17 protein-coding genes and 1 pseudogene are annotated in these 17,036 nt (G+C 67.7%); 10 read left to right on the top strand and 8 right to left on the bottom strand.

All coding sequences use genetic code 11. The features are described from left to right. Positions 1–61: 61 nt before the first annotated feature. Together purD and PW843_23145 are read left to right on the top strand one after the other, a co-directional pair. On the top strand, positions 62–1,360 hold the full coding sequence (gene purD / locus PW843_23150; protein MDE1149462.1) for a phosphoribosylamine--glycine ligase: 1,299 nt from the start codon (positions 62–64) through the stop codon (positions 1,358–1,360). A gap of 90 nt (positions 1,361–1,450) precedes the next feature. Further along, a complete protein-coding gene (locus PW843_23145) occupies positions 1,451–2,356 on the top strand; it encodes a tetratricopeptide repeat protein (protein MDE1149461.1) in 906 nt (301 codons plus the stop codon). Here PW843_23145 and PW843_23140 read toward each other — a convergent pair. Together PW843_23140 and PW843_23135 are read right to left on the bottom strand one after the other, a co-directional pair. Beyond that, the gene (locus PW843_23140; GenBank protein ID MDE1149460.1) at positions 2,353–3,027 is read right to left on the bottom strand and encodes a hypothetical protein; all 675 of its coding nucleotides are present in this window, start codon (positions 3,025–3,027) and stop codon (positions 2,353–2,355) included. The two genes, PW843_23145 and PW843_23140, sit on opposite strands and share 4 nt — an antisense overlap. Positions 3,028–3,190: 163 nt before the next feature. Then, entirely contained in the window at positions 3,191–3,658 is a 468-nt protein-coding gene (locus PW843_23135) for a nucleoside deaminase (protein ID MDE1149459.1), read from the bottom strand. 123 nt (positions 3,659–3,781) lie between these two features. On the opposite strand from PW843_23135, the pseudogene PW843_23130 reads away from it, so the two are divergent. From PW843_23130 to PW843_23115, 4 genes and pseudogenes are all read left to right on the top strand, one after another. Then, positions 3,782–4,525: pseudogene (locus PW843_23130) on the top strand (pseudouridine synthase). A gap of 818 nt (positions 4,526–5,343) precedes the next feature. Beyond that, a complete protein-coding gene (rsmD, locus tag PW843_23125) occupies positions 5,344–5,907 on the top strand; it encodes a 16S rRNA (guanine(966)-N(2))-methyltransferase RsmD (protein MDE1149458.1) in 564 nt (187 codons plus the stop codon). Positions 5,908–6,109: 202 nt separating this feature from the next. Further along, complete coding sequence (locus PW843_23120) at positions 6,110–6,628, top strand: peptidoglycan recognition family protein (protein MDE1149457.1); 519 nt, start codon at positions 6,110–6,112, stop codon at positions 6,626–6,628. Continuing rightward, positions 6,622–7,017 carry a hypothetical protein gene (locus PW843_23115; protein ID MDE1149456.1) on the top strand — a complete coding sequence of 132 codons (396 nt, stop codon included), beginning with the start codon at positions 6,622–6,624 and terminating at the stop codon, positions 7,015–7,017. The genes PW843_23120 and PW843_23115 overlap by 7 nt, the downstream gene beginning before the upstream one ends. Positions 7,018–7,181: 164 nt before the next feature. Here PW843_23115 and PW843_23110 read toward each other — a convergent pair whose 3' ends face one another. Further along, a complete protein-coding gene (locus tag PW843_23110) occupies positions 7,182–7,700 on the bottom strand; it encodes a phenolic acid decarboxylase (GenBank protein ID MDE1149455.1) in 519 nt (172 codons plus the stop codon). A gap of 110 nt (positions 7,701–7,810) precedes the next feature. Between PW843_23110 and PW843_23105 the strand changes: the two genes are divergently transcribed. Then, entirely contained in the window at positions 7,811–8,716 is a 906-nt protein-coding gene (locus PW843_23105; GenBank protein MDE1149454.1) for a LysR family transcriptional regulator, read from the top strand. Here the strand turns inward: PW843_23105 and PW843_23100 are convergent. Beyond that, positions 8,700–9,281, bottom strand: coding sequence for a gamma-glutamylcyclotransferase (locus PW843_23100; protein ID MDE1149453.1), 582 nt, complete (start codon positions 9,279–9,281; stop codon positions 8,700–8,702). The genes PW843_23105 and PW843_23100 overlap by 17 nt on opposite strands. Positions 9,282–9,537: 256 nt before the next feature. Here PW843_23100 and PW843_23095 point away from each other — a divergent pair, with 256 nt between their 5' ends. Beyond that, positions 9,538–10,629, top strand: a complete 1,092-nt coding sequence (locus PW843_23095) for a DUF2125 domain-containing protein (protein ID MDE1149452.1) — start codon at positions 9,538–9,540, stop codon at positions 10,627–10,629. Positions 10,630–10,665: 36 nt separating this feature from the next. Here the strand turns inward: PW843_23095 and PW843_23090 are convergent. The 4 genes from PW843_23090 to PW843_23075 form a co-directional block, all read right to left on the bottom strand. After that, positions 10,666–11,609 (bottom strand): IS630 family transposase gene (locus PW843_23090; GenBank protein MDE1149451.1). Its coding sequence is split into 2 segments (ribosomal slippage): positions 10,666–11,271 and positions 11,274–11,609, totalling 942 coding nucleotides; the frame shifts between segments, so codons are not numbered across the junction. A 388-nt stretch (positions 11,610–11,997) separates the two neighbouring features. Beyond that, positions 11,998–12,885 carry a prephenate/arogenate dehydrogenase family protein gene (locus PW843_23085; protein ID MDE1149450.1) on the bottom strand — a complete coding sequence of 296 codons (888 nt, stop codon included), beginning with the start codon at positions 12,883–12,885 and terminating at the stop codon, positions 11,998–12,000. Beyond that, positions 12,882–13,982 carry a histidinol-phosphate transaminase gene (gene hisC, locus PW843_23080; GenBank protein ID MDE1149449.1) on the bottom strand — a complete coding sequence of 367 codons (1,101 nt, stop codon included), beginning with the start codon at positions 13,980–13,982 and terminating at the stop codon, positions 12,882–12,884. Before hisC ends, PW843_23085 begins: the two co-directional genes overlap by 4 nt. 198 nt (positions 13,983–14,180) lie before the next feature. Then, the gene (locus tag PW843_23075) at positions 14,181–15,050 is read right to left on the bottom strand and encodes a chorismate mutase (protein ID MDE1149448.1); all 870 of its coding nucleotides are present in this window, start codon (positions 15,048–15,050) and stop codon (positions 14,181–14,183) included. A gap of 130 nt (positions 15,051–15,180) precedes the next feature. On the opposite strand from PW843_23075, the gene PW843_23070 reads away from it, so the two are divergent. Further along, on the top strand, positions 15,181–16,374 hold the full coding sequence (locus tag PW843_23070; protein MDE1149447.1) for a homoserine O-acetyltransferase: 1,194 nt from the start codon (positions 15,181–15,183) through the stop codon (positions 16,372–16,374). 5 nt (positions 16,375–16,379) lie between these two features. Next, positions 16,380–17,012, top strand: a complete 633-nt coding sequence (gene metW / locus PW843_23065; protein ID MDE1149446.1) for a methionine biosynthesis protein MetW — start codon at positions 16,380–16,382, stop codon at positions 17,010–17,012. Positions 17,013–17,036 lie beyond the last annotated feature (24 nt).

Here is a 17,036-nt window from a genome sequence, read left to right as displayed (position 1 = left end):
GGCGCGGGCATGATACAACCCCCCGCGCAACAGATGGAATCGGGATCCGGGAGTAGGCGTGATGAAGATCCTTGTCGTTGGATCCGGCGGGCGGGAGCATGCCCTGTGCTGGGCCATCCAGGCCTCCCCCCTGTGCGGCACCCTATGGTGCGCGCCCGGCAACGCCGGCATCCGCAATGTGGCGGCCTGCGTCGATATCAAGGCCGACGATGTGGACGGCCTGGTGGCCTTCGCCACCGCCAACGCCGTGGACCTGGTGGTGGTGGGCCCGGAACAGCCGCTGGTGCTGGGCCTGGTGGACCGGCTGACCGCCGCCGGCATCAAGGCCTTCGGCCCCAGCCAGGCCGCCGCCGCCCTGGAAGGGTCCAAGGGCTTCATGAAGGACATCTGCGCCAAGTACGGCGTGCCCACCGCCGCCTATAAGCGCTTCACGGATGCCGCATCCGCCAAGGCCTACGCCACCGAACAGGGCGCCCCCATCGTGGTGAAAGCCGACGGCCTGGCCGCCGGCAAGGGTGTCGTCATCGCCATGACCCTGGATGAGGCGCTGGCCGCCATCGACGACGCCATGCTGAACGGCCGCTTCGGCGATGCCGGCGATGAGGTGGTGATCGAAGAGTTCATGGAGGGGGAGGAGGCCAGCTTCTTCGCCCTGTGCGACGGCACGCATGCGCTGCCCCTGGTGGGCGCCCAGGACCACAAGCGGGTGTTCGACAACGACCAGGGCCCCAACACCGGCGGCATGGGGGCCTATTCCCCCGCCCCCGTGCTGACGCCGGAGCTTCAGGACCGGGTGATGCGCGAGATCGTGGAACCCACGGTCAAGGGCATGGCGGCCGAGGGCACGCCGTTCAAGGGCGTGCTGTTCGCCGGATTGATGATCGAGCCCGGCCCGAACGGGCCGACGCCGCGCCTGATCGAATTCAACGCCCGCTTCGGCGACCCGGAATGCCAGGTGCTGATGCGGCGCCTGAAGTCCGACATCCTGCCGGTGCTGCTGGCCACCTGCGACGGCCAGCTGGACCACGTGGATCTGCGCTGGCACGACGAGCCCGCGCTGTGCGTGGTGATGGCGGCCGATGGCTATCCCGGCGATTACGTGAAGAACACCGTCATCGGCGGCCTGGATGAGGCTGGCGCCGTGGATGGCGTCACCGTCTTCCATGCCGGCACCAGGGCGGATGGCGACACGGTGCTGGCCAACGGCGGCCGGGTGCTGGGCGTGACGGCCGTGGGCCGGACCGTGGCCCAGGCGCAGGCCCTGGCCTATCAGGCGGTGGACCGCATCCGGTGGCCGGAAGGCTTCTGCCGGCGGGACATCGGCTGGCGTGCGATTGAGCGGGAGAAGGCGGGCCTGTAAGGTCCGTCTTCAGGGGAAGCAGGGGCGCGGGCCTGACCTCAAACACCCCATGAGGCAGGCCCCCGTAGGATTTTCAAGGACACCATAGAGATGAACCGTCAGGACCGTCGCCGCCGCATTTCCGAAATCTCCAAGGACGCGAGCGCCAACGCGCCCTTCACCAACGACATGCGGGTGGCAGCCGACCTGCACCGCCAGGGCCGGCTGAAGGAGGCGGAGAACGCCTACCGCGCCATCATCCGCATCTATGCCGCCATCCCGGAGGTGCGCATCGCCTGGTCCAACCTGGGCGCCGTGCTGCAGGGCCTGGGCAAGTTCGATGAGGCGGTGACCTGCCTGAAGAAGGCGCGGTCGCTGAACCCCAACCATCCGCCGCCCCACCAGAACCTGGGCATGGCCCTGCTGGGCCAGGGCAAGACGGCCGAGGCCATCGAAAGCTTCCGCCGCGCGGTGGAACTGAACCCGCAGTTCGCGGAGGCCTGGCACGCCCTGGGCGTGGCCTGCGGCCAGTCCAACGACCTGGCCGGGGCGGAGGACGCCTGGCGCCACACGCTGGAGATCGACCCCAACCGGGCCGAGACCCATTTCAACCTGGGCCTGGTGCTGCGCAACACCGGCCGCCTGGACGCGGCGGCGGCGGAGTTCCACGCCTGCGCCAGCCTGGATCCGTCCCAGGGCGACGCCCGCCTGGCCCTGGCCGACACCCTGATCGCCATGGGCCGCACGGATGAGGCGGCGCAGATCATCTGGGTGCTGGTGCAGACCACCCCCACCCACCCGGTGCCGCAGCAGTTCTATGCCCGCTGCCTGACCGTGATGGCCCAGGGCGGCAACGGCGACGCCGCCGCCGACCTGGCCGACCAGTGGGCCGCCACGTATCCGGACAGCGAGACCGCCCGCTCGGTCAAGATCGCCTTCGACGCCTATCGCGCCGACAAGGCCGCCGGCGAAGCGGCCAAAGTGGAAGAAGCGACGGAAGAAAAGCCGGAGGCCTAATCGCCCCGGCCCACCCGCCGGTCCCGCGACGCCGCCACCCGCAGGCCGGGGGTGGGTGTCGCGGGACGGCGGCGGGACGCCATCCAGGCGACCGCGCACTGGCGGATCAGCCAGCCGGCCAGGACGCCCAGCGCCAAGGCCGCCAGCGCCAGCACGCCCCGCTCCCACAGGTCCGTCCGGCCCAGGAAGGTCCGCAGGGCCAGGAGCCCCGTGCCATCGCGCCACATGATCACGGCCACGGCCGCGACATGCAGCAGGGGCCCCAGGATGGGCAGCAAGGGCGCCAGCAGCAGGCTGGGCGCCTGATGCGCGACGATGCGCAAGGGGTGGCGCACCGTCGTCCATTCGCACGACAACGGCAGCAGCACCGACACCGTCAGTTCCGACAGCACGGTGCCCGGCAGGAAGGCGTTCAACGCCAGGGCCGCCGGCCAGCCGGGCGGGATGACCAACAACCCGACGGCCAGCGCCAATACGGTCAGCGCCTCCAGCCCCAACAGGGCGAACATGGCCCGCGCCGTCCACAGGATGCGCCCCTGCTGTTCCGGCCGCACCCGCTGCACGCGGGTGCCGGCGTCCTTGTGAAAAGGCGTGTCGCGCACCACCTCGCCCGTCACATCGCCGCGCAAGGACCAGTAGAAGGCGCCGTAGTCGTCGCGGTAGAGCGGCATGCGGTTGTCCTTTATTTTGACAAACGTCCCTCAGTCGCCGGGCGCGGCCATCCGGCCGCTTGGGGCTTCCTCGTTTTCCAGTCCACTGACGCTCCCCGGAAAACTCCGGCGGACGCCGTCGCGTCCTATGTTCGCACGCGGCCCCCAAGGCAACGGTGGCAGGCTAACGGCGTTCCCTGAAAAAATCCTGCAATTGGGCGGCGGCGCGCCGTTCCTGCAAGCCGCCGTAGGTGTCGGGCGCATGGTGGCAGGTGGGCTGGGTGAAGAAGCGGGGGCCATGTTCCACCGCCCCGCCCTTGGGATCATAGGCGCCGAAATAGACCCGCCGCAGCCGGGCGAAACTGATGGCGGCGGCGCACAAGGCGCACGGCTCCAGCGTCACATACAGATCCAGCCCCGGCAGGCGCGGCTGGCCCACGGCGGCGCAAGCCGCACGGATGGCCAGCACCTCGGCATGCGCGGTGGGGTCGGCCAGTTCCTCCGTCCGGTTGGAGGCGGCGGCCAGGATGGTCCCGGTGGCGGGATCGACGATGACGGCGCCCACCGGCACCTCCCCCCGCGCGGCGGCCGACGCGGCCTCGGCGAAGGCGCGTTCCATGGGCGAAGCGGGGTCAGGCGTCTCAGGCGGCATGCCCCAGCCTGGAACAGGGGGCCGCGGGCCGTCAAGCGGTGGGGACAGCCATGTGGTGAAAGAGGCCGGGCCCCACACGCCTGGCGCTTGGCAAGGCATGCCGGCGCGCATACAGTCCCGCCCATGCCCGATACCAAATCTTCCGACAAGTCCGCCGCCGACAAGTCCGGCGAACGCATCGCCAAGCGCCTAGCGCGCGCCGGCCTGTGTTCGCGCCGCGACGCCGAACGCTGGATCGCCGACGGCCGCGTCGCCGTGAACGGCCAGGTGCTGACCAGCCCCGGCGTCAACGTCCAGCCCGGCGACCGCATCGTCGTCGACGGCCAGGTGCTGCCGGCGCAGGAGCCGACGCGCGTCTGGCGCTATCACAAGCCCGCCGGCCTGGTGACCAGCGCCCGCGACGAGCTGGCCCGCGCCACCGTGTTCGACCGCCTGCCCGAGGGCATGCCCCGCGTCATCTCCATCGGCCGGCTGGATCTGAACACCGAAGGCCTGCTGCTGCTGACCAATGACGGGGAACTGGCCCGCCATCTGGAACTGCCGTCCACCGCCTGGCCGCGCCGCTATCGCGTGCGCGTGCACGGCAGCCCGGACACGACCCGGCTGGCCAAGCTGGCCGAAGGCATTTTCATCGAGGGCATCGAGTACGGCCCCATCGAGGCCGTGCTGGACCGGGAGCAAGGCAGCAACGCCTGGCTGACCATGACCCTGCGCGAAGGCAAGAACCGTGAGATCCGCAAGGTGCTGGAGCATCTGGGCCTGACGGTAAACCGCCTGATCCGCGTCTCCTACGGCCCCTTCCAGCTGGGCAAGCTGGAACGCGGCGAGGTGGAAGAGGTGCCGCGCCGCGTGCTGCGCGACCAGCTGCCCCAGTTCTTCCCCAAGGATTCGGCACAGGACCGCAAGGATGCCCGCGCCCTGGCGGCGGGCGAGAAGGCCAAGGCGGACGTGCCGGCCCTGCGCTTCGACAAGGCGCCGAAGGTGAAGCCGGCCGCGAAGGCGGCCAGTGAGAAGCCGGCCGTTAAGGCGGCGGGTGAGAAGAGGACCGCCAAGACGGCGGCTGAAAAATCGTTCGCCAAGGCCACGGCGCTGCCCGCGCGTCCCCGCCGGGATGAGACCGCGGAGGCGCCGCGCGCCACCCGCGCCCCGGCGCGCGGCCGTGCCACGGATCGTCCCTCGGCCCCGGCCGATGCGGCCGTGCGCGCCAAGCGCCCGCCCACCACCGGCGACAGCGCCGCCGACAAGGCGCGCGCCTTGGCCCGCGCCCTGGACCGGGCACTGGACGGCGCGCCGGACGACGATGCGGATGACGCCCCCGCCCGTCGCCCGCGCAAGCCGGCGACACGGCCGGCAGCGGCGAAGGCGGCCCCCAGCCTGGGTGACCGCGTCGATGCGCGGACGCCGCCCAAGCGCACGGGCGCCAAGGCCCCCACCGCCAAGACGTTCGCCGGCAAGGCGCCCGCTGATGAGCGGCCCACCGGCAAGACGGCTCGGGGGAAGGCGCCTGCGGGCAAAATCTTCGCCGGCAAAGCCGACCCGGTGGGCAAAGCGCCGCGTGGTGAGAAGCCCGCGCGCGCCAACGCCAAGGGCCCGACGGGCACCGGCAGGGGTGCGCCCAAGAATAAGGATGCCGCCCCCAAGGCGCGTGCACCCAAGGGTGCCCCGGCCAAGGGTCGCAAAGGCTGATGCGTATCGTCGGCGGACGGCATCGCGGGCGCGCCTTGGCGGCGCCCACGGGGCGGGATGTGCGGCCCACCAGCGACCGCACCCGTCAGGCGCTGTTCAACATCCTGGAGCATGGCGATTTCTTCGCCGACGACGGCCCCACGGTGGAGGGCCGGGTGGTGCTGGACGCCTTCTGCGGCACCGGCGCCCTGGGCCTGGAGGCGTTGTCGCGCGGGGCGGAAGCGGCCCTGTTCCTGGACAGCAGCCGTGCTTCGCTGGATCTGGCGCGCACCAACGCCACCACGCTGAAGGAAACCCCGCGCTGCCAGTTCATCCAGGGTGACGCCGCCAAGCCGCCCGTCGCCCGGCAGGCCGCCCAGCTGGTGTTCCTGGATCCGCCCTACGGCCAGGACCTGGCCCCGCGCGCGCTGGAGGCCCTGTCCGCCGCCGGCTGGCTGGCACCCGACGCCCTGTGCGTGGTGGAGATCGGCGGCGATGACACCTTCGCCGCACCGCCGGGATTCAATGAGGTGGACGACCGCCGCTATGGCGACACCCGGGTGCTGATCCTGCACCGTGACTAAAGCGGCGGAGAGGTAAGGCTTAAGGGCACCTCACCCACAACCGACCCTATCAATTCCGCCTTCTTGTCGGTCAGCAGCGCGATGCTAGATCATTTCCAGCACAACCTCTGCCAGGGGTATGGGAAATGGTGATCGATGACGATGGCTGGGCGGTTGATCCGAAAATAAAAAAACGCCCTATTTCAATCTTAAGCACGGAACGATGACGGCGATTCACGGCATCATCGTTCACCAAACAGGTGCGTTTACAGCACAATCCACACTAAACAGCTACAAGACCCCCGCCCCAGACGGCGCGCATTTTCTAATCGACAAAGACGGCACTGTTTTCCAAACCGCCTCCCTCTCCTGGAAGGTATGGCATGTTGGGAAACTACGGGCGAGATGCCTGCTCGCACATACCTGCGCACCAGTGGAGGCTAAACTACTGATCAGCCATCCGGCGGGTTCAGAAGCCCAGAAGATCGAACGAACCAAGAAATTTCCTGATCGCTTTCCTGCGAATGAGGATTCCATTGGTATTGAAATCGTGGGCGGCGTCATAAAATCAGACACCGATAAAAACCCGCCGTATGAGGAAGTCAATTTCCAACAAAATCAATCGTTAGAATGGCTTGTCAGGGAACTAAGATTAAAATTTAGCGTCCCGACAAATGAAATATATCGCCATCCGGATGTCTCATTCAAAGATCCACATGAGGCGGAGAGCGCAAAATGGTGAAGCCCCTGCCATCGATTTTTCTATGCGCCGCCGTCATGATGTCATTTTCTGCCTCGGCAAAACCGAAGCCACTCATCGTATCTTCCATAACCGTTTCCAGGACTGGAATTTACGAACCAGCCAAACAAGAACATGAAGAAATTAAAGCCGCTTGCCAGAAATTCTCCGTTAAAGAGAATAACGTCGCCAAATGGATTAGAAAATCAAAACAGATAGATAGGAATTTGTTCTGGGAAGCAGCGACAATAACAGAATGCACCGCTGAAGGATCTCTGACCACCAAAGATAAAAAAGAATATCATTGGACACTGGATATGGGGGGATCGGCGATCCTGAAGGATCAGGACCATCACACGATCTATCTGATAGGCGGCGACGTGGATTATTGAGAGCGTCTCCTGCCTCGAGCTATTCCAGACCCGGCCTTTGGCCTATTCCACCGGTCCGGCGATGGCGGGCTGCACCGATCCGGCGAGGGCCGGCATGGACGTGCCCGTCATCAAAGCCCCCTTCGGATTCATTGCAGCCCTCCCCTCGCTTCCGTTCCTAAAGCTCAATTCCGCCGGGCGGCGTAGCCTTCCGGCAGTTCCGACGGGGCGCAGGCGATCACCGTCTCATCATTCGCGCCGCGATCCTCCTGAAAGGTGATGGCCGCGAATTCGTCGATCACCAGCTTCGGGTAGGTCGGGCCGGCGTCCCGATAGGCCATCATCTGGTCCACATGCTGGTTCTGGAAACAGACGGTCTTGCCCGGGTCGTTCGCCACCCAGCGCGGGAAGAAGATGACGCCGTGCAGTTTGCGGTCGGCCGGGTTGAAGGCGACGCTGACGGTCGTGCCGGTGGGCTCATCCCACGAAATCTTGAACACGTCCGGTGACAGCCGAACGATGTGGGCGACCTGGTCGCGGACCCAGCGTCCGCCCACCATGCCGCTGTGGATGCGGTAATCGATGGTGCGGTCGTTCTTCACATACAGTTCGTACTGCCACCCGTTGGCATACGTGTAGATGAAATGCTTGCCCACGAACCCGGTGAGTTCCTCGGGCTTGGTGGACTCAAAAGCGTCGGACATTTCATATCTCCATCTTTGGGTTTCGAGAACCACGATACATCTATTAATTCTGGCATCCAGTCGCATTTAAGGCTTTAATTAATCGGATTATCCGATGTTCTGGAAAGCTCATGACCACCTTGCCGCGATCAACCATTGAGCAATGGGCCGTGCTGCGGGCCGTCGTCGAGGAAGGGGGCTATGCCGCGGCGGCGGCGAAGCTGAACCGCAGCCAGTCATCGGTCAGCTACGCCATCGCACGCCTTCAGGACGCGATGGGGGTGGATCTGCTGGCGCTGCACGGCCGGCGCGCCGCGCTGACGGAGGCGGGCGCCGCCCTGCTGGCGGAGGCCACGCCGCTGATCGACGATCTGGCGCGGATCGAGCGGCGCGGGCGCGGCATCGCCGGCGGCGCCACGGAAAGCATCCGCCTGCTGGTCGACACGCTGTTCCCCAAGGCCCGCCTGTTCCGGGCGCTGCGTTCCTTCGCGGACCTGTGCCCGGACACCGAAATCCACCTGGCCGAAACCGTCCGCCTGACGGTGCGGGACGTGCCGGCGGAGGATTACGACGTGGCGGTGCTGATCGCCCCCCCGGGGATGCGCGACATCGACCCGGTCGCCGACGTGCGCCTGATCGCGGTGGCCCATGCGGACCATGCGCTCAACACCACTGGCCAGCCCTTGGGTGCCGCCCTGCTGGCCCGTCATCCCCGCGTCGAAATCCGCGGCATGGAACCGCTGGGGGAAGAGGTGCCACCCCCCGGGCGGGTCTGGCGGATGAACACGGTGGAATCGGCGATCGACGCGGTGCGCCACGGCCTCTGCTATGGTTGGCTGCCGTCCGACCATATCCGGCGGGAGGTGGAGGACGGCACCCTGCGGCCGCTCAAGTTGGTGAGCGGCGCCGTCCGGTCCGTCTACCTGGGCCTGCGCGTGCGCCAGGACGCCCGGACCACCGACAACGCCGCAGTCGAACTGGGCCGGTTGCTCGCCGGCAAGGGCGACGGCGACGGGGGTGTCACGACGCCGACCTGACCCGCTCCACCAGCCCTTCCAGCTTGCGGTCGCGGATGCCCAGTTCCTGCAGGTGCCGGACGGTGTTGACCAGATAGTCGATGTTGGGCCCGCTCTCGCCCACGCCCTGGCGGATCAGGCCGGCCAGGTCGTCGGGGGGCAGGCGGCCGCAGTATTGCTCATGCCCGCGCACCACGGTGAAGGCCACGGTGGCGACGCGGCGGCCGTCATCCAGCGTGGCCGCCAGAAGGCGCGGCTCATAGACCGCGTTCTGCATCTCCCGCTCCCACAGATAATCCAGCACGGCCGGTGCGGCGTCGGCCGCCACGCGGTAGGCCAGGCCCCGGCAGGCGCCACCGCGATCCAGGCCCAGCACGGCGCCCGGGCAGGCGCGGGTGCCACGATGGCGGACGGAATAGACGCTGAAGCCCCGGTGCCAGCCACGCACGGTGGCCTGGCGGCTTTCCACATGCGCGAAACCCGGGTTCCACATCAGGGAGCCGTAACCGAACACCCAGACGTCGGTATCGTCGGCGACGCCGATGGCGCGGTAGGGATCGGCGATGCGGGAAACGGGGGTAGGCAAGGCGACACGCGGACAGTGGACGGCGGGACATCGACCCTGGCGCCCCGCGCGCCCGCCGTCAATCGCCAGATGGCGTCCGGCCCTGACGCACGCACGGCCGCAATGATGCCAGGAACGCCTGCTTGCCCCGTATATGTCCCAATCCCGGTCTAAGACTGAAGTCCGCCCCCGGGAGCCGACCTTGCCAAGCCGTTGCGGCCATGGCCTGATCAAAACCCGAAACCGCCTGTCGCCGGCCCCCTTCCAGGACCCCTCTATGCGCATCCGCCCCGTCACCGTCGTGCTTTTCCTGGTTCTGGTCCTGGTCACGGGATACGCCGTCTGGTGGCACCAGATGGCCGGCCGGCTGCTGGTCCTGCTGGAGAAGAATGCCGCGGCCGCGCGGGGTGCCGGCGCCACCGTCAGCTATCAGCCGCCGTCACTGGGCGGCTTTCCCCTGGGCATCACCATCACCGCCGACCAGGTGACGGTGGAAAAGCCGGGCGGTCTCAGCTGGTCGGCCGAGACGGTCAAGGCCTCCGCCCCCATCTGGCGTCTGGACGATATCGCGCTGACCCTGGCCAAGGGCGGCCACGCCGCCCTGCCGGCCGAAGGCGCCCGCCCGGCGCTGGATGTCGGTGCCGTCGTCGCCGGCGGCCGGGTGGCCTTGGATCTGGCGACGGGCGTGCCACGGTCGGTGAAGGTGGACCTGGACCATGCCACGGTGGTGGTGACGCCGACGCCCACACCCGCACCTACCACAGAGGCGGCGACCGATCCCAACGCGCCGCCCCCGGCGCCAGCGCCCACCCCGGCCAGCGTGATTCCAGCCGGCAGCTATCCGGTGGACAGCTTCTCCCTGGAACTGATCCGGCCAGCCGTGCCGCCCGCCGACCACACCGGCACCGGCCTGACCCTGCACCTGGACGTGTCCGGCCTGACCGTGCCGCCGGTGCGCAACCTGGGCACCACCATCCGGCGCCTGGTCGTCTCGGCACGGGTGCAGGGCCCCCTGCCGACCACCCCCACGGCCGAGGCGGTAAGCCCCTGGTCCAAGGAGGGCGGCACCGTGGAACTGGACAGCCTGAAGCTGGATTGGGGCGACCTCAGCCTGGCGGCCAACGCCACCCTGGCGCTGGACACCAGCCTGCAACCCCAGGGGTCGGGCGCGGTCGAGGCATCCGGCCTGGAAAGCCTGATGGAAAACAGCAACCAGGCGGCGATGGTCCGCGCCGGCATGGCCATGCTGTCCAAGCCCAACGCCAACGGCGGCCCGCCGGCCGTGCACCTGCCCATCACCCTGCAGAACCACAAGCTGCAGGTCGGCCCCTTCACGGTATGGCACTACCCCACCGTCGATTGGCACTGATTGCGCGGCCTTTGAACTTATTAGAGCATTATGATTTTAGGTTGGTCCATACCCGCAACTTTTGAAGTAGTTTGAGCATTCCGCTGGCGTAACAGTATCCATGGTCTTTACGATGCTCTTGCAGAGGGCCTCGATAGATCGTGGCTGGGCCTCACGCAAAGAATGCTTGAGCTTGGAGAAGAACTTCTCGATGGGGTTCATGTCCGGGGAGTATTTTGGTAAGAAGATTAACTTAGCGCCGGCGTCGCGGATGGCCTTGCGAACGGGCTTGGCCTTGTGGGAGGGAAGGTTGTCCATGATGACGACATCGCCCTTGCTCAAGGTCGGAGCGAGAACCTCCTCGACATAGACCTGGAAGCGCTGGCCGTTGACGGGCTTGTTCAAGAGCCAAGGAGCCTCGATGCGGTCATGGCGCAGGGCGGCCAGGAAGGTCATGGTGTTCCAATGGCCAAAGGGCGCCTTGCCGACAAGGCGCTCACTGCGCGGCCCCCATCCTCGGAGTGGCGCCATGTTGGTTTTGGTCCAGGTTTCGTCGATGAACACCAGGCGGGACGGATCGACCGACGCCCGGTGCTTCACCCATTGCGCTCGTCGGTGGGCAACGTCGGGGCGGTCCTGCTCGCTGGCGACCAGCGTCTTTTTTTATAAGTCAGCCCCTGGCCACGGACGAACTCCCAGACCGAACGGTAGTCGACCTTCAGGCCGCGTTCCCCCAGTTCCGCGATCAGGACGGCCAGGGTGAAGGGCCGCTCCTGGCAGCGCGCAACAAGCCAGGTGTGATGGTCACCGGATATCTTCTTGGGCTTGTGACCGCCCATCTGACCAGGGGCGACGTCACCCGTCTCGTTCAGGCGCTTCATCCACCTGATCGCCGCGCTGTCGCTCACACCGAACCGAGCCGCCGCCTGACGCCGCGACAGGCCCCCCTGAACTGCGGCCACTACCCGTTCACGAAGATCCATTGAATACGGACGACCCATCGCCACTGCCTCCATCTCAAGACAGACGCAGTGAATCAGAGGCCCAAATAAATGGGAATCCCCCTTACCGATTCAGCCTTATTTCAAAATGCTCTAGTTCAAAGGCCCCCTCAAGCGCCGGGCGCCGGCATCCGCCGGCTTGGGCTTCCTCGCTTTCCAGTCCGCCTTCGGCTCCCCAGAAAGCTCCGGCGGCTGCGGTCGCAGCCTGCAACGGCACGAGTCACTCTCGTGCCGTTGGAATAACGCCCTGCCCCATCCGATGTCCGAACTTTCCCAAGGACGCGACTGCGTCCGCCGGAGATTTACGGGGAGCCGAAGGCGGACTGGAAATCGAGGATAAGGAAAGGCCCCGGATGGGGCCGCCCGCCGCCTGAGGGAACAGCTTAGATCAAGCCTGCTTGGCGTCGATGATGGAGCGGCGGATGGCGCGGGTGCGGGTGAACAGCTCCAACAGCTTGTCGCCCTCGCCCCAACGGATGGCGCGTTGCAGGGCGGTCAGGTCCTCGGTGAAGCGCTGGATCATCTCCAGCACCGCCTCGCGGTTGTTCAGGAAGATGTCGCGCCACATGACGGGATCGGACGCCGCGATGCGGGTGAAGTCGCGGAAACCCGAGGCGGAGAAACGGATGACCTCGGACTTCGTCGTCTCTTCCAGGTCGGTGGCGGTGCCGACGATGGTGTAGGCGATCAGGTGCGGCAGATGGCTGGTGATGGCCAGAACCTGGTCATGGTGGCTGGCGTCCATGACCTCGATCTGTGAACCGCAGGCGGCCCACAGTTGGCCCAGCCGGTCCACGGCATCGGTGTCGGTACCGGGCGGCGGCGTCAGGATCAGCCAGCGGCCACGGAACAGTTCCTTGAAGCCGGCGTCGGGGCCGGAGTGTTCGGTGCCGGCCAGGGGATGGCCGGGGACGAAATGCACGCCGTCCGGCACATGGGGGCCGACGTCGCGCACCACCGCCTGCTTGACGGAACCGACGTCGCTGAGCGTGCTGCCCGGCGCCAGATGCGGGCCGATCAGCGCCGCCACGTCGGCATAGGCGCCCACGGGCGTGCACAGGATCACCAGGTCGGCGCCGGCCACCGCCTTGGCAGCGTCGCTCTCCACCCGGTCGGCGATGCCCAGTTCCGCCACGCGGGCGCAGACGGTATCCGACCGGTCGCTGGCCACCACCTCAACCGCCAGCGAACGGTCGTCCATCAGGCAGCGAAGCAGGGAGGAGCCGATGAGCCCCAGCCCAATGATGCAGACGCGGTTGTAAAGCGGCGCGCTCATTTGCCGGCCACCCAGTCGGCCAGGCCCGCCACCACGGCCCGCATCTCATCCTCCAGCCCGATGGTGACGCGCAGGCAATGCGGCAGGCCGTAGGACCCCATCTGCCGCACCAGGATGCCGCGCGACTTCAGCAACTGGCGGGCCCCCTCGGCGTCGGCGCGGTCGCCCGCCTGCTCCGCGAAGGAGATCAGCACGAAGTTGGCAACGGACGGGTGGACCACCAGGCCGAGGTCGCGCACCCGGCCGACGAACCATTCCCGCCATTGGGCATTGTGGCGGCGGCTGTTCTCCAGGAACTCCGTATCCTCCAGCGCCGCCAGGCCGGCGGCCTGGGCGCTGGACGCCACGTTGAAGGGACCACGCACGCGGTTCAGCACGTCGGCCACCGCCGCCGGGCAGTATGCCCAGCCCAGGCGCATGCCGCCCAGCGCGAAGATCTTGGAGAAGGTGCGGGTCATGACGACGTTGCTGAATTCATCGACCAAGTCGGCGCCGTCGGTGTAGTCGGCCGCGTCCACGTATTCGGCATAGGCGGCGTCGATGACCAGCAGCACGTTCTCCGGCAGGCCGGCGTGCAGGCGCCGCAACTCTTGCCCGTTCAGGTAGCTGCCGGTGGGGTTGTTGGGGTTGGCGATGAAGACGACGCGGGTGCGCGGCGTGACGCGGGCCAGCATGGCATCCACATCGGTCTTCAGGTTGGTCTCGGGTGCCGCCACCGGCGTCGCGCCGGCGAAACGCGCGCTGATGGGATATATGGCGAAGCCGTGGACGCTGTGCAGCACCTCATCACCGGTGCCGGCGTAGGCGCGGGTCAGCAGCTGCAACACGTCGTCGGAGCCGTTGCCGCAGACGATGCGATCCCTGTCCAGGCCGAAGCGCTGGGCCAGGCCGGTGCGCAACGCCGTGGAGCCGCCGTCGGGATAGCGGTGGATCTGGTCCGCGACATCCTTGTAGGCCGCCACCGCCTTGGGGCTGGGGCCCAGGGCCCCCTCGTTGGAGGCCAGGCGGATCAGCCGCGCGGCCCCCGGCGCATGCGCCTCCCCCCCCACATAGGCATGGATGTCGAGAATGCCGGGGTTGGGGACGGGTGCGGACATGGCGGCAAGCAACCTTCTTGGCAGGACGTAAGGGTCTTCTTCTTGGGCGGCCGGCCCCTTTTTACCGCTGGTGGCGGAGGGGCGTGGGCGGCGGGTGCGACTCGAAACCCGCCTCCAGGTAAGGATAGCTATGAGTCTTATCAAAGCCTTATGCGAATCGGGGGCGCATGCCCTGCGCGACTCGGGAGCCCCTTCCGGTCAGGCCTTGCGCGACGGCTCCAGCGACACGGGCAGGGCATAGGCGCCCACGGGCAGGACACGCACCAGGGCGTCGCCCAGCTTCTCCGCCAGCGCGGCCAGGCGGGCGTCGTTGCCATCCACGTAATCCTCCACCTCGATCAGGTGGACGGACCCGCCACCACCCGGCTGGTGGAAGATGCGGAACCAGCCCACGGGCAGGCTGGCGGCCTCCATCATGTCCTTCAGGCGGCCGCGGCTCATGTCCTGCGCCAGTTCCACGCCCAGCAGGGTGTGGTCCTGGCCCGTCGCCTCCAGCGGGACGGCGCCCAGGATCAGGGCGTCGCCGCCCTCACGCTGGCCGCCGGGGCGGGCGGTGAAGGGCAAGCGGCCGATGATCTTGGGCGTCTTGGTGTCATCGCTGATGAGGAAACGCCACCAGGGGTCGGTCTCCTCCTCCTGCGGCACGGGCACGACACCGACGGTGGCGCTGCCGTCCGCCAGGGCGCGCAGCACGCCCTGGGTGGTGTTCACCGGGGTCAGCGGGGTGACGGTGCCGTAATGGTCGCGGGCGATGTCCCACAGGCCGCGGTCGTCGCCGGGGGCGTAGACCGCCACCGCGAACGGGCCCTGGATCAGGGTCATGGCGGCGATCATTTCACGCCAGATGCGCACGATGGCGGCCACCGGCACGGCACCCTGGTGGCGGCCGATCAGGCGGCGCAGGATGCTGGCCTCACGGCCCGGGCGGATGAAGACCTTGGCGCCGGCCTTGGAATGGGCCATGCGCTCCACCACCCGGCCGCGCCGCATGATCAAATCGTGGATGGCCGCATCGATTTCATCGATTTCACGGCGCAGGGCGTCGAGCGAAGGGCTGGCGGGGGGCATGGAGGGTATTTCGAATTCCTGACCTGAAACGTCTGAGTCTTAGAGCCTGCCCCCCGTAAAATCAAAGAAAACGTTGACGACGCTGCCCCGCCTTCCTAGTCATTCGGGCTGGTTTCCAGGATCGCCCGAGATGATCGTACCGCCCGCGCCCGCCAACAGCCCCGATGCCCCCGCCCTGGTCCTGCCCGGCCAGCGCATCGTGCTGGGTGCCGACCGGCCCATGGATCTGGACGGCGGCGGGCAGCTGGGCCCCTTCACCCTGGCCTATCAGACCTACGGCACCCTGAACGCCGACAAGTCCAATGCCGTGCTGGTGTGCCACGCCCTGACCGGTGACCACTATGTCGCGGACACCCACCCCATCACCGGCAAGCCCGGCTGGTGGGAGGCGCTGGTCGGCCCGGGCAAGGCGGTGGACACCGACCGCTTCTTCGTCATCTGCAGCAACGTCATCGGCGGCTGCATGGGGTCCACCGGGCCGCACGACACCAACCCCGCCACGGGCCAGCCCTATGCCGTGGATTTCCCCGTCATCACCATCGGCGACATGGTGCGGGCGCAGAGGCTGCTGATCGACGCCATGGGCATAGCCCAGCTGTTCTGCGTCATCGGCGGATCCATGGGCGGCATGCAGGTGCTGCAATGGGCGGTGGCCTATCCGGAGCGGGTGTTCGCCGCCGTGCCCATCGCCACCGCCGCCCGCCATTCGGCGCAGAACATCGCCTTCCATGAGGTCGGGCGCCAGGCCATCATGGCCGATCCGGAATGGCGCGGCGGCGCCTATCTGCTGGAAGGCACCAGCCCGGCGCGCGGCCTGGCCGTGGCGCGCATGGCCGCCCACATCACCTACCTGTCCGAGGCGGCGCTGCACCGCAAGTTCGGCCGCAACCTGCAAAGCCGCCAGGCCATCACCTTCGGCTTCGACGCCGATTTCCAGGTGGAAAGCTATCTGCGCCACCAGGGCGCCAGCTTCGTCGACCGCTTCGACGCCAACAGCTACCTCTACATCACACGCGCCATGGACTATTTCGACCTGGCGGCGGAGCACGGCGGCCAGCTGGCCCAGGCCTTCCGCGTGGGCGCCAAGGGCACGCCGGTGCGCTTCTGCCTGGCCAGCTTCTCCAGCGACTGGCTGTTCCCCACGTCGGAGTCGCGGGCGGTGGTGCACGCGCTGAACGCCGTGGCCGCCAACGTCAGCTTCGTGGAGATCGAAACCGACAAGGGCCACGACGCCTTCCTGCTGGATGAGCCGGAGTTCCACCAGGTGATGCGGGGCTTCATCAGCGGCTGCGCCGACCATCGCGGCCTGAAGCGGCGGGTGTGACCCTCATGGACGCGACCATCATCCCGCCCCGCACCGACATCCGTGGCGATCTGCGCCGCATCGCCGACATGGTCGGCGCCGGCGCCCGCGTGCTGGACGTCGGCTGCGGCGACGGCGCCCTGCTGGACCTGCTGACCCGGGAGAAGGGCGTGGACGGCCGGGGCATGGAACTGGGCATGGACGGCGTGCGCGCCTGCGTGTCGCGCGGCCTGTCCGTCATCCAGGGTGACGCCGACATCGACCTGAAGGATTATCCCAGCGACGCCTTCGACTTCGTCATCCTGTCGCAGACCCTGCAGGCCACCCGCGACCCTCGCGGCGTGCTGCTGGAGATGCTGCGCATCGGCCGGCGGGTCATCGTCTCCTTCCCCAATTTCGGCTATTGGCGGGTGCGACTGGCCCTGCTGCTGACGGGCCGCATGCCGGTGACCGACCGGCTGGGCTTCCAGTGGTGGGAAACGCCCAACATCCACTTCTGCACCATCGCCGACTTCACGGCCCTGTGCGCCGATCTGGGCATCATGGTGGAGCGCAGCGCCATCCTGGACCATACCGGCCACCAGTTGACCAGCGACGCCACCACCTGGCGCGCCAACTGGTCGGGCGAGCAAGGCGTGTTCCTGCTGCGCCGGGATTAGGGGGCCGGCCCCACCTGTCCACGC

The organism is Azospirillaceae bacterium, from assembly GCA_028283825.1.
In the GTDB taxonomy this organism is placed as follows: Bacteria; Pseudomonadota; Alphaproteobacteria; order Azospirillales; family Azospirillaceae; genus Nitrospirillum.
The sequence above is the reverse complement of the archived record's forward strand: the minus strand, read 5'-3'. Positions and strand labels throughout refer to the sequence as shown.